We start from the raw sequence: 12047 nt of genomic DNA, 5'->3' as shown, positions 1-12047 counted from the left end.
GTGGCTTGACCACTGCGGATCCGGCATCACCATCGGGGCATTGGCCCCGATTTTCTTTGCGCTCCCAGAAAATGACAGCATCCGTCACCTCCGCCCCCGAAGCCGCAAGCAGTTCGCCGGTCTGGCAGACATCGCGCTTTGCCTTGCGGCTGGATCGTCCGCTCGTCATGGGCATCGTCAACCTTACGCCCGATTCGTTCTCCGACGGCGGGCGACACGCCAGTCCTGCCAAGGCAATGCGCCACGCGGAGGCGCTGCTCGGCGAAGGCGCCGACATTCTTGATCTTGGTGCCGAATCCACCCGGCCGGGCACGCCACCGGTGCCGCTTGAGCAGGAGCGCGAACGGCTGCTGCCGGTGCTGCGCGAGGCGATAAAGCTGGGCGTGCCCATCTCGATCGACACCTACAAGCCCGAGATCATGCGCGAGGCGCTGGAACTGGGCGCGGACATCATCAACGACATCTGGGCGTTGCGCCGACGCGGCGCGCTGGAGATTGTGGCCGCGCATCCGCGCTGCGGCGTGTGCTTCATGCACATGCACGGCGAGCCGGAGACCATGCAGAAACACCCCATGCATGGCGATGTGACGCAGCGGGTGCTCGACTTCCTGGCCGAGCGCCGTCGCAGTCTGGAAGCAGCGGGAATTGCCCGTGCACGGCTGATGGCCGATCCCGGCATTGGCTTTGGCAAGACCGTGGAGCAGAACTTTGCGCTGCTGCGCGAGCAGCGACGGCTGCAGTCGCTGGGTGTGCCGTTGCTGCTGGGCTGGTCGCGCAAGTCCTCGCTGGGAGCTGTTACTGGGCGTGAGGTGCCGCAACGCACCGTGGCCAGTGTGGCTGCGGCGATGCTGGCCGTCGAGCGCGGGGCCGCGGTGGTGCGCGTGCACGACGTAGCGGCCACTGTCGATGCACTCAAGGTCTGGCGGGCTGCCAGTGGCCAATAGTGCCGGTGCATGAGGACATTGCAACCAGGTTTCAAGCGTCAACAAACGTCTCCAAGGGCGGTGGCTAGCTTGTTTTGCTCGCCCGCTCGCGGACAATTTCTCCTATGAGCAAGCAGTATTTCGGCACCGATGGCATTCGCGGGACCGTCGGTCAGTCCCCCATCACGCCAGACTTCATCCTTCATCTTGGGCACACGGTGGGCAGGCTGCTGCGCGCCGATGGCGCACCCAAAACGGTGCTGATCGGCAAGGACACCCGCATCTCCGGCTACATGCTTGAAAGTGCACTGGAGTCGGGGTTCAACTCCGCGGGGGTGGATGTGGTGCTGCTGGGGCCGGTGCCCACACCGGCTGTGGCCCATCTGACACGGGCTGTGCGAGCCGATCTGGGCGTGGTCATCAGCGCCAGCCACAATCCCTTTGCCGATAACGGCATCAAATTCTTCAGTGCGCAGGGCTCGAAGCTGCCGGATGAGTGGGAACTGCAGGTCGAGCAGGGTCTGGCGCAGCCGCCCTGTTGGGTGGAGTCCGAAGGGCTTGGCAAGGCGCGGCGCATGGGCGATGCAGCCGGGCGCTACATCGAGTTCTGCAAGAGCACCTTTCCCCAGGCGCTCAGCCTCAAGGGATTGCGGCTGGTGGTGGATGCGGCCAATGGTGCTGCCTACCAGTGTGCACCGCAGGTCTTTCACGAACTGGGCGCCGAGGTGCACTGCATCGGCGTGACGCCCGATGGCTACAACATCAACCAGGGCGTTGGCGCGACGGCACCCGCTGCGCTGATTGCCAAGGTGCGTGAGGTCGGTGCCGATTACGGCATTGCGCTGGATGGCGACGCCGACCGGCTGCAGATGGTCGATGGCTCGGGACGCCTGTTCAACGGCGACGAGCTGCTGTATCTGATGGTGCGGGACCGGCTTGAACAGGGCGAGGCGGTGGCCGGTGTGGTTGGCACACTGATGACCAACATGGCCATCGAGCAGGCGCTGGCGCAACTGGGCGTGCCGCTGCTGCGCGCCAAGGTGGGCGATCGCTACGTGCTGGAGGCGCTGATGCAAAAGGGCTGGCTGCTCGGCGGCGAAAGCTCGGGGCACTTGCTGGCGCTGGACAGGCATACTACCGGCGACGGCATTGTCAGCGCGTTGCAGGTACTCCAGCGCGTGGTGCGCAGTGGCCAGCGCATTGCCGATGCGCTGGCGCAAGTGCCGCTGTTTCCGCAGGTGATGCGCAATGTCCGGATGGTCGATCGCAATGGCTGGCAGCAACATGCGCGATTCCAGGCCTGCATGCGAGAGGCTGAGGCCGCACTGGCTGGCAAGGGGCGCCTGCTGGTGCGTGCCAGCGGTACCGAGCCGGTGTTGCGCGTGATGGCCGAAGCCAGCGACGCGCAGCTGGCGCAGCACTGGGTCGAGCAGCTTGCCCAGGCGCTGCAATAGTATTTTGTGGGCAGCGCCAGCCATGCCCAGGCGCTGCGCCGTGGCACACTAGCCGGTTTCCTGATAGTTTCTCCTCCCTGCAAATGGCATCTACCATCGACGCGCAAACCCAGCAGCACATCCACCAACTGATCGCGCAGGAGCTTGGCGCGGCGCCCAGGCAGGTCGATGCAGCCGTCAAGCTGCTCGACGACGGGGCGACAGTACCGTTCATTGCGCGCTATCGCAAGGAGGCCACTGGCGGCCTGGATGACGCCCAGCTGCGCGCGTTGCAGGAGCGGCTTGGCTACCTGCGCGAACTGGAGCAGCGCCGTCAAAGCGTGCTGCAAAGCATCCAGGAGCAGGGCAAGCTCACGCCCGTCCTGAGTGCCGCCATCGCCAAGGCCGCGACCAAGCAGGAACTGGAAGATCTGTATCTGCCGTACAAGCAGAAGCGGCGTACCAAAGGCCAGATCGCGCGCGAAGCGGGACTGGAGCCGCTGGCCGATGCGCTGTTTGCCAATCCCGCGCTGGTGCCTACTGAGGCAGCTGCGGCCTACGTCAAGGCAGAAAAGGGCGAGGACGGCAGCGATTTCACCACCGCTGCTGCGGTGCTTGATGGCGCGCGCGACATTCTGGCTGAGCGCTGGGCCGAAGATGCGCAGCTGGTGCAGACGATGCGCCAATGGCTGTGGGAGACGGGACTGCTGGTCAGCAAGCTCGCGGACGGCAAGAATCCGGATGATCCGGAGGTGGCCAAGTTCAAGGATTACTTCGACTACAGCGAGCCGATTGCCCAGGTGCCGTCGCACCGCGCGCTGGCGGTGTTTCGCGGGCGCAGCCTCGATATCTTGCAGGTGCGTCTGGCACAGGAGGTCGAGCCCGAGCCCGGTCGGCCCAGTCTGGCCGAAGGCCGCATCGCCGCGTTGCTGCAGTGGAGCCATCAGGGCCGCGCCGCTGACGACTGGCTGCGCAAGGTGGTGGCATGGACCTGGCGCGTCAAGCTCAGCCTGTCGCTGGAGCGCGATCTGTTTGCGCGCCTGCGCGAGGCCTCCGAGCGCGTTGCCATCAAGGTGTTTGGCGACAACCTGCGCGATTTGTTGCTGGCAGCGCCCGCGGGCGCGCACACCGTGATGGGCTTGGATCCCGGCATTCGCACGGGCGTGAAGGTGGCCGTGGTCGATGCCACCGGCAAGCTGCTGGAGACGGCCACCGTCTATCCGCACGAGCCGCGCCGCGACTGGCAGGGCGCGCTGCGCACTTTGGCGACGCTGTGCGCGCGGCACAAGGTCGCGTTGATTGCCATCGGCAACGGCACGGCCAGCCGCGAGACGGACAAGCTCGCCGGCGAGCTGGTCAAGATGCTGGCCGACAGTGCTGGGCACCGGATGCAGAAGGTGGTGGTCTCCGAGGCGGGCGCCTCGGTGTATTCGGCCAGTGCCTATGCCAGCGAGGAGATGCCGGACGTGGACGTGAGCCTGCGCGGCGCCGTCAGCATCGCGCGACGCCTGCAGGATCCGCTGGCGGAGCTGGTCAAGATCGATCCCAAGTCCATCGGTGTGGGGCAGTACCAGCACGATGTCAACCAGACCGAGCTGGCGCGCACGCTGGATGCGGTGGTGGAGGACTGTGTCAATGGCGTCGGGGTGGATCTGAACACGGCCAGTGTCCCGTTGCTGGCGCGCGTTTCCGGCCTTAGCCCGTCGGTGGCGCGGGCGGTGGTGCGTTGGCGCGAGGCCAACGGCGCCTTCCGCAACCGTCAGCAATTGCTCAAGGTGCCGGGGCTCGGGCCCAAGGCGTTCGAGCAAAGTGCCGGGTTTCTGCGCATCCGCGGCGGCGACAATCCGCTGGACATGACGGGCGTGCATCCGGAGACCTATCCGGTGGTGGAAGCCATCCTGCAGTACACGCAAAAGCCAGTCGAGCAGCTCATGGGCAATGGAAGCTTCCTGCGCACGCTCAGGCCCGAGCAGTTCGCGCAGGGTGAAGTGGGCGCCATCACGGTCAAGGACATTCTCGGCGAGCTGGAAAAGCCCGGGCGGGATCCCCGGCCGGACTTCACGGTGGCGCGCTTTAACGACGGTGTCGAGGACATCACCGATCTGCGCCCCGACATGGTGCTCGAGGGCACCGTGAGCAATGTTGCGCAGTTTGGCGCCTTCGTGGATGTGGGCGTGCACCAGGACGGTCTGGTGCATGTCAGCCAGTTGGCCAATCGCTTCGTGGAGGATGCGCGCGAGATCGTCAAGACTGGCCAGGTCGTCAAGGTCAAAGTCCTGGAGGTGGATGTGCCACGCAAGCGCATCAGCCTGACGATGCGGCTGGACCAATCGGCTTCCCAGCAAGCGCGCCGTGACGCGGCGGGGGGCGCGGCCAGTGCTCGGCGCCCGCGCCGCGATGCTGCCACACAGGGTCAGCCTGCGTCGGCAATGCAGTCGGCCTTTGCCAAGCTGCAGGCGCTCAAGAAGCAGTAAATCGGCCCTGATCGCCTGTGCCCCGGGCACCGTGGCGGGCCTGATCGCCTACAATCGGCGCCGCTGCAGGTGCTCGCCAGCGCGTTCTTGCGCTGGCAGTTGAACGGGAAGCAGGGTGATGGCGCGTACCCACGCGTGCATCTGGCCTGCGCTGCCCCCGCAACGGTGAGCGATCGCAAGGCGTGCCGCCTTGCTGCGGCACCCCCTATCCATGGTCACTGCTGCCGAGATGTAGTGGGAAGGCCGGGGGTGCCCAATCGCCAGCCCGGATACCGGCCTGCAGCGTGCAAGTACGCGGCCTGGCCGCGCTTGTGTGCCAGCCAATGCCGACGGGGAGGTCGGTGCGGCGTCTTGATCTTGAATGTCCACATGTTGCCTACCACGAAGCCGTGGCCGACTGCGTCCGTGACGTTGCGCGCCGTTTCCGTCGCCTGTCTGCTGGCCTGCGCTGGCCTCGCACACGCGCAAAATCCCTTGCTTGATGAGGTGGTCGTCACTGCGACACGCAGTGAACAGCGCCTGAAGGATGTGTTAGCCGACGTCACGGTCATTGATCGCGCAACGATCGCGCAAAGCGGCGTCACCGGACTGGCGGATGTGCTCGCGCGCCAGCCGGGCATCGAGATGGCGCGCAACGGCGGGCCGGGGACCACCACCAGTGTTTTCATGCGCGGCGGGGAAACGCGTCACACGGCGGTTTTTATCGATGGCGTCCGAGTGGATTCACAGGCCACGGGCGGCGCGCCATGGGAGGCCATTCCGCTGTCCATGATTGACCGTATCGAGGTCGTGCGTGGGCCCGCTGCAGCCGTCTATGGTTCCGACGCCGTCAACGGTGTGATCCAGATCTTTACGCGGCGTGGCGAGCAGGGCGAACAGGCACCGACTCCGTTCGTCTCGGCAGGGCTTGGCAACCATGGCACGCGCGATGCTAGCGCCGGCATCAGCGGCGGGGCCAATGGCTGGGATTATGCGCTGGACGTGGGCTATGAGCGCAGCAGTGGCTTCAATGCCATCTCCGATCCGGCCACCTGGGGTTATAACCCGGACAAGGACGGCTACCGGCGCAGCTCTGGCCATGCCAGCCTGGGCTACCGGATCAATTCTCGCCATCGCATCGCTGGCACCTATCTGGGCAGCTATCTCAACTCCGGCTACGATGCCAGCGCGGATGCGGATGACCGCAGCAAGAATCGCCTGCGCACCGGCAATCTGGCCTGGCAGGCGCAGTGGAGTGAGCAGTACAGCACGCTGGTCAGCGTGAGTGACTCCCGCACCGAGTACGAGACGGCGCCCAGCCCCTATAGCGCCGACACCAACGTACGCAGTTACCTGTTCCAAAACGACCTGCGCATTGGCGCACATCACCTGACGGCTTTGCTGGAGCGCAGGCAAGACAGCCTCGTCAGCGCGCCCATTGATCGCAAGCGCAGCCAGAACGCACTGGCCCTGGGGTATGCGCTGAATGTAGGCGCGCACGCCCTGCAGGCGCAGGTGCGCTATGACGATGACAGCGAGTTTGGTGGAGAGACGACGGGCTCGGTGGCCTACGGGCTGACGCTGTCGCCGCAGTGGCGCGCGCATGTATCTGCCGCGCGGGCCTTTCGCGCGCCGACGCTGTATCAGCGCTTCAGTGATTCCGGTGTGGCAGATCTCAAGCCGGAGGTGGCGCGCAATGTGGAGGCTGGCATCACCTACGCGCAGGGCGCTCACTTGCTGTCGCTGACGGCCTACCGCAACAATCTCACCAATCTCATCAGCTATGGCGCCGCAGGTCCTTGCGAGAGCAGTTGGGGCTGCTACGAAAACACCGCCCGCGCGCAGTATAAGGGTGTGACGCTGGCTGGCCAGACACGCATGGGAGCCTGGAGCCTGCAGGGCTCGCTGGACTGGCAGAAGCCGACCGACCGCACGACCGGCAACCTGCTGGCGGGGCGCGCCAAACGCCATGGTTTCCTGCGCGCGGAGTATGCAATGGCCGATTGGCTGTTTGGTGCGGAGCTGCAGGCATCGGCCTCCCGCTGGGATGCTTCAGCCAACACCCGGCGGCTGGGCGGCTACGCGCTGTGGAACCTGTCTGCCACGCACACGCTGGGGCAGGACTGGACGCTGGTTGGCCGCATCGACAACGTCGGCGACAAGCCCTATGCGGTGGTGCACGGCTATGCCACGCCGGGCCGTAGCGTCTATCTGGGGGTGAAGTGGGCGCCCGAGCGCTGAGGTGCGGCACCGCCGCAGTTTCCCTGCGTAGCGCGGTCATTCGCGTGGCGCTGGCACTGCTTGCGGTGCTTCCGGTTGGACCCGGTCAGGCGCACCCCGCGCCCGATCAGGGGACGGTGCAGGCCGTGACCGTGGTGGATGACCGCGGGCACACCGTGCTATTTGCACAGCCACCGCAGCGCATCGTCAGCCTGCTGCCGGCGCTGACGGAAAGTGTCTGCGCGCTCGGTGCCTGTGACCGGCTCGTTGGTGTGGACCGCTATTCCCGTCACCCGGAGTCAGTCCGCACTCTGCCGGTGCTTGGCGGCGGCCTGGATCCGAATATCGAGGCCGTGCTGGCCCTGCGGCCGGACGTGGTGCTGGCGGCCGTCAGCACGCGTGCGGTGCCGCGGCTCGAAGCGCTGGGCCTGCGGGTCGTGGCGCTGGAGCCGCAGACCCGCGCCGATGTGCAACGCGTGCTGCAGCGGCTTGAGGCCATGTTGCGGGGGCCTGCATCCGACATGCAGCTGCATGGCGATCTGCGCAGCGCCCACGTTGTCTGGCAACAGATCGAGCAGGGGATGCAGGCCGCCGCGGCTCGCCTGCCCGTCCAGGCGCGCGGCGTGCGGGTGTTTTTCGAGGTGGGGCAGGGCCCTTACGCGGCGGGGCCGCAGTCGTTCATCGGCGAGACCCTGCAGCGCCTGGGCGTACACAATGTGGTGCCGGAGCAGCTTGGGCCGTTTCCCCGGTTGGCGCCCGAATTCGTGCTGCGCGCGGACCCTGACATCCTGATGACCGGTGTGCAGGCTGCCGGGCTGGCCTATCCGGGCTGGTCCGGCATGCGTGCGGTACGGCAGGGGCGCATCTGCCGCTTTGATGCACAGGCTGCCGATGTGCTGGTGCGCCCCGGCCCCCGCATGGCCGAGGCGGCAGCCCTGATGGCGCAGTGCATCGCCGATCATGTACCGCCCGCGCCGCCGCAGCAGACCCATTAAGCAAGGCTTGTCATCGCATGACCACGCCGCTGCCCCAGTCTGAAGCCGATACGGATGCGCCGCGTCATGCGCAGCGCGGCGTATGGTTGCTGGCAGCGCTTGCGCTGCTGGCTGCGTTGTTGCTGGCGATGGGGCTGGCCACAGGCAGCGAAGGGTTCGCGCCATTGCAAGCCATGCGTGATGACCCTGTGATGCGCCAGATCGTCATGGACGTGCGGCTGCCACGAACGTTGGGCGCGCTGCTGGCGGGGGCGCTGCTGGGGCTGGCTGGCTGCGTGGCGCAAGGGCTGTTTCGCAATCCGTTGGCCGATCCCTACCTGCTGGGCAGCGCATCAGGCGCCGCGCTGGGGGTGACGCTGGCGCTGCTGGGCCTCGTTCAGGCCGCAGGCGAAGGTGGCGCGGGCGGAGTGCTCGTCCATGCGCTGGCGATGCATGCCGGTCTGACGGGGGCGGCCTTTCTGGGGGCGTTGGCAGCGGTCATGGTGACGCTGCTGCTTGCCCGCGGGGCATTGGCCAGCTTGCAGCTGTTGCTGGCGGGCGTGATCACAGGCGTCGTGTTGGGTGCATTGCGCGACCTGATCCTGCAGGCGCGGCCGGCACTGCTACAGGCCATGCAGTCCTACGCACTGGGATCGACGGCGTTCGTGAGCTGGCAGGGATGCGCGATCATGGCGCTGACACTGCTTGTCTGCGTGCTGGTAGCGTGGGCGCTGGCGCGCGGGCTGGATGGTTTGTCACTGGGAGCAGACACCGCCCGCTCGCTGGGCCTGCCGCTGGGCGCGGTGCAGGCAGCGCTGGTAGTAGTGCTGGCGCTGGCCACGGGTGCGGCGGTGGCACAGTGCGGGCTGCTGGCCTTTGTGGGCCTGGCCGCGCCGCATCTGGTACGTGCGCTCGTCATGGTGCGGCATCGGCAACTGCTGGTGCTTTCCACCGCCATGGGCGCGGTGCTGCTGGCCTCGGCCGATTGGCTGGCACGCTGGCTGATCGCGCCGCAGGAGTTGCCGGTCAGCGTTCTCACAGCGCTGCTTGGCGGCAGTTATCTTTTAGGGCTGATGCTGCGTCGACGCAGGCGCAGCGTGGAGGGAATGCGGTGACCGCAGCCATCCGTCTGGAACAGCTGTGCGTCGACCTCGGTGCGCATCGTGCGATTGCGCACGCCGATGTAGCGTTGCGCAGGGGGCGCTGGACCAGCATCGTCGGCCCCAATGGCGCCGGCAAGTCCACGCTGCTCAAGGCCATGGCAGGCTTGCTGCCGGTGCAGGGTCAGGTGCTGTTGCTGGATCAGCCGCTGACGGCCATGTCCGCCCGTCAGCGCGCCCGCACAGTGGCGTGGCTGGGCCAGCAGGAGCCCGTGCTTGACACGTTGACGGCCTATGACACTGTGATGCTGGGGCGGCTGCCGTACCAGAGCTGGCTTGCAATGCCCAGCGCCACAGATGTGCAGGCCGTGCGCGCTGCAATGCAGGCCTGCCATGTGTGGCAGCTGCGTGCCCGCACATTGACGCAACTTTCTGGCGGCGAACGCCAGCGCGTGCTGTTGGCGCGGGTGCTGGCTGTCCAGGCGCCGGTGGTGCTGATGGATGAGCCTCTGGCGGGCCTTGATCCCCCGCACCAGACCCAGTGGCTGCTGGACATGCGTGCCCAGGTGGCTGCTGGCACGACGCTGGTGACCGTGCTGCACGAGATTTCCATGGCCCTGCAGGCCGACGATTTGCTGGTCCTGCGGCATGGGCGCATCGTGCACCATGGGCCCTGTGGCCACGTCGCGACGCGCCGCGCCGTCGAGGCGGTGTTCGAGCATCGCATCGCGATCTGCCAGGTGCAGGGGCAGTGGACGAGCATTGCCCGGCTGCCTGGCGCCGAGGTGCATGCTGACGCGGCCAATCAATGAACCATTTTTGAGGATAGATCCATGCAACTAGAACCCCCTCCGGTTGAGCAGACGCCGCAACAGGCTGTGGCGCAGCGGCGCGGCCTGCTGCTCATCAACACCGGCGATGGCAAGGGCAAAAGCACCGCGGCTTTCGGCCTGGCGCTGCGTGCGCACGGACGCGGCAAGGCGGTGAAGGTTTTCCAGTTCCTCAAGGTGCCCAGTGCGCGCTTTGGCGAGCACCGCGCGTTCGAGCAGCTTGGCGTTCCGGTAGAGGGGCTGGGCGACGGCTTTACATGGAAGAGCAAGGATCTGGAACGGTCGGCCGAGCTGGCGCGTGAGGGCTGGGTGCGTGCGCGCGCTGCCATTGACAGTGGCGACTACTTTTTGGTGGTGCTGGACGAAGTGACTTACCCACTGCTCTACGGCTGGCTGCCGCTGCAGGAGGTCGTGCAGGCGTTGCAGACGCGCCCGCGCGAGGTGCATGTGATACTGACCGGGCGGCGCTGCCCGCAGGAGCTGATCGACATCGCCGATACCGTGACCGAGATGCGCCAGATCAAGCACGCATACGAAGCAGGCATTCCGGCGCAACGCGGCATTGAGGACTGATCCAAGACAGCCTAAAGGGGTCAGCGCTGGATGTCGCCCAGGCAGAGGTATTTCAGTTCCAGGTACTCGTCGATGCCATGGTGCGACCCTTCGCGGCCGAGGCCCGATTGCTTGACACCACCAAACGGCACGTGCTCGGAGGCAATGATGCCAACGTTGATTCCCACCATGCCGTACTCCAGCGCTTCGCCCACGCGGAAGATGCGTCCGACGTCACGGCTGTAGAAATAGCTGGCCAGGCCGAACTCCGTGTGGTTGGCCGCATCGATGGCCTCCTGCTCCGTGGCAAAGCGAAACAGGGGTGCCAGCGGGCCGAAGGTTTCCTCGCGCGCGACCTTCATATCTGCGGTGGCATCGGCGATCACGGTAGGCTGAAAGAATTGGCCATGCAGGCGCTGTCCGCCGGTCAGCAGCTTGCCGCCCTTGGCGAGGGCGTCGTCAATGTGGTTTTGCACCTTCTCCAGTGCAGCAGGCTCGATCAGCGGACCCTGCACCACGCCTTCCTCGAAGCCGTTGCCGACCTTGAAGGCTGACACCTTGGCGGCAAACTTCTCGGCGAATTCGTCGTAGACGCCATCCTGCACATAGATGCGGTTGGCGCACACGCAGGTCTGGCCGGCGTTGCGGTACTTGCTGGCAATCGCGCCTTCGACGGCGGAGTCGATGTCCGCGTCATCGAACACGATGAAGGGCGCATTGCCCCCGAGTTCCAGCGCCAGTTTCTTGACCGTTGGCGCGCATTGCCGCATGAGGATCCGGCCGACTTCGGTGCTGCCGGTAAAGCTCAGGTGGCGTACCGTGTCGTTCTCGCACAGTTCCTTGCCGATCTCAATGCTGCCTGCGCTGTCGCTGGTGACGATGTTGAGCACGCCATCGGGAATTCCCGCGCGGCGCGCCAGCTCGACCGCCGCCAGCGCCGTCAGTGGCGTGAGCTCGGCAGGCTTGATGACGACCGTACAGCCGGCTGCCAGCGCTGGCGCTACCTTGCGGGTGATCATTGCCAGTGGGAAGTTCCATGGGGTGATGGCGGCGCAGACCCCGATGGGCTGCTTGATGACGAGCAGGCGGCGGTTGTTGTCGAACTGCGGCAAGGTTTCGCCGTTGGTGCGCTTGGCTTCCTCGGCAAACCATTCGACGAAGCTGGCACCATAGCTGACTTCGCCCCTGGCCTCTGCGAACGGCTTACCCTGCTCGGCGGTCATGATGCGCGCCAGATCTTCCTGGTGCTCAATCAGTAGCACGTACCAGCGCAGCAGAATGGCGTGACGCTGCTTGCCCGTCAGGTTGCGCCAGGCGGGCAGGGCGGCGTTGGCGGCGTCGATGGCACGGCGCGCATCGCTGCGCGAGAGCAGCGCTACGTCAGCCAGGTGCGCGCCGGTAGCCGGGTCCTGCACTGGAAAGCGGCTGGCGCCATCGATCCACTGGCCATTGATGAAGGCCTGTGTCTTGAGCAGGGACGGATCGTTGAGTCGTGCGAGAGGGCAGTCGGAAGGCATTGTTGGCGATCGAGGAGTGGAGATGGCGTGTGAAAGGTTTGCAGA

At 66.1% G+C, this 12047-nt stretch carries 9 protein-coding genes and 1 riboswitch; of the genes, 8 read left to right on the top strand and 1 reads right to left on the bottom strand.

All coding sequences use genetic code 11. The annotated features are described in order from the left end of the window. Positions 1–71: 71 nt before the first annotated feature. From folP to cobO, 8 genes are all read left to right on the top strand, one after another. Positions 72–944, top strand: coding sequence for a dihydropteroate synthase (folP, locus tag AAV94_RS02970; RefSeq protein WP_046740824.1), 873 nt, complete (start codon positions 72–74; stop codon positions 942–944). Between the two features lie 104 nt (positions 945–1048). Then, entirely contained in the window at positions 1049–2377 is a 1329-nt protein-coding gene (gene glmM, locus AAV94_RS02965; protein ID WP_046740823.1) for a phosphoglucosamine mutase, read from the top strand. An 83-nt stretch (positions 2378–2460) separates the two neighbouring features. Further along, positions 2461–4830: a Tex family protein gene (locus tag AAV94_RS02960; RefSeq protein ID WP_046740822.1), complete on the top strand. Its 2370-nt coding sequence runs from the start codon at positions 2461–2463 to the stop codon at positions 4828–4830. Between the two features lie 50 nt (positions 4831–4880). After that, positions 4881–5125, top strand: a riboswitch (cobalamin riboswitch). Between the two features lie 74 nt (positions 5126–5199). Beyond that, a complete protein-coding gene (locus AAV94_RS02955; RefSeq protein WP_046740821.1) occupies positions 5200–7050 on the top strand; it encodes a TonB-dependent receptor domain-containing protein in 1851 nt (616 codons plus the stop codon). 38 nt (positions 7051–7088) lie between these two features. Continuing rightward, a complete protein-coding gene (locus tag AAV94_RS02950) occupies positions 7089–8024 on the top strand; it encodes an ABC transporter substrate-binding protein (protein ID WP_084824711.1) in 936 nt (311 codons plus the stop codon). 17 nt (positions 8025–8041) lie between these two features. Next, entirely contained in the window at positions 8042–9118 is a 1077-nt protein-coding gene (locus AAV94_RS02945) for a FecCD family ABC transporter permease (protein ID WP_046740820.1), read from the top strand. After that, a complete protein-coding gene (locus AAV94_RS02940) occupies positions 9115–9915 on the top strand; it encodes an ABC transporter ATP-binding protein (protein ID WP_084824705.1) in 801 nt (266 codons plus the stop codon). Before AAV94_RS02945 ends, AAV94_RS02940 begins: the two co-directional genes overlap by 4 nt. Before the next feature lie 21 nt (positions 9916–9936). Then, complete coding sequence (gene cobO / locus AAV94_RS02935; RefSeq protein ID WP_046740819.1) at positions 9937–10506, top strand: cob(I)yrinic acid a,c-diamide adenosyltransferase; 570 nt, start codon at positions 9937–9939, stop codon at positions 10504–10506. Between the two features lie 20 nt (positions 10507–10526). Here cobO and AAV94_RS02930 read toward each other — a convergent pair whose 3' ends face one another. Further along, positions 10527–12002 (bottom strand): NAD-dependent succinate-semialdehyde dehydrogenase, encoded by a 1476-nt coding sequence (locus tag AAV94_RS02930; RefSeq protein WP_046740818.1) that lies wholly within the window; start codon positions 12000–12002, stop codon positions 10527–10529. Between the last annotated feature and the right edge of the window lie 45 nt (positions 12003–12047).

Origin of the sequence: Lampropedia cohaerens, from assembly GCF_001005215.1 — a bacterium.
Taxonomy (GTDB): Bacteria; Pseudomonadota; Gammaproteobacteria; order Burkholderiales; family Burkholderiaceae_C; genus Lampropedia; species Lampropedia cohaerens.
Note: the sequence above shows the minus strand (reverse complement) of the source record. Positions and strands in the feature narration are given on the sequence as shown.

Bases quoted from the DNA above. Each gene is read 5' to 3' on its own strand.
- folP (WP_046740824.1), top strand. From the start codon at position 72: ATGACAGCATCCGTCACCTCCGCCCCCGAAGCCGCAAGCAGTTCGCCG.
- glmM (WP_046740823.1), top strand. From the start codon at position 1,049: ATGAGCAAGCAGTATTTCGGCACCGATGGCATTCGCGGGACCGTCGGT.
- AAV94_RS02960 (WP_046740822.1), top strand. From the start codon at position 2,461: ATGGCATCTACCATCGACGCGCAAACCCAGCAGCACATCCACCAACTG.
- AAV94_RS02955 (WP_046740821.1), top strand. From the start codon at position 5,200: ATGTTGCCTACCACGAAGCCGTGGCCGACTGCGTCCGTGACGTTGCGC.
- AAV94_RS02945 (WP_046740820.1), top strand. From the start codon at position 8,042: ATGACCACGCCGCTGCCCCAGTCTGAAGCCGATACGGATGCGCCGCGT.
- cobO (WP_046740819.1), top strand. From the start codon at position 9,937: ATGCAACTAGAACCCCCTCCGGTTGAGCAGACGCCGCAACAGGCTGTG.
- AAV94_RS02930 (WP_046740818.1), bottom strand. From the start codon at position 12,002: ATGCCTTCCGACTGCCCTCTCGCACGACTCAACGATCCGTCCCTGCTC.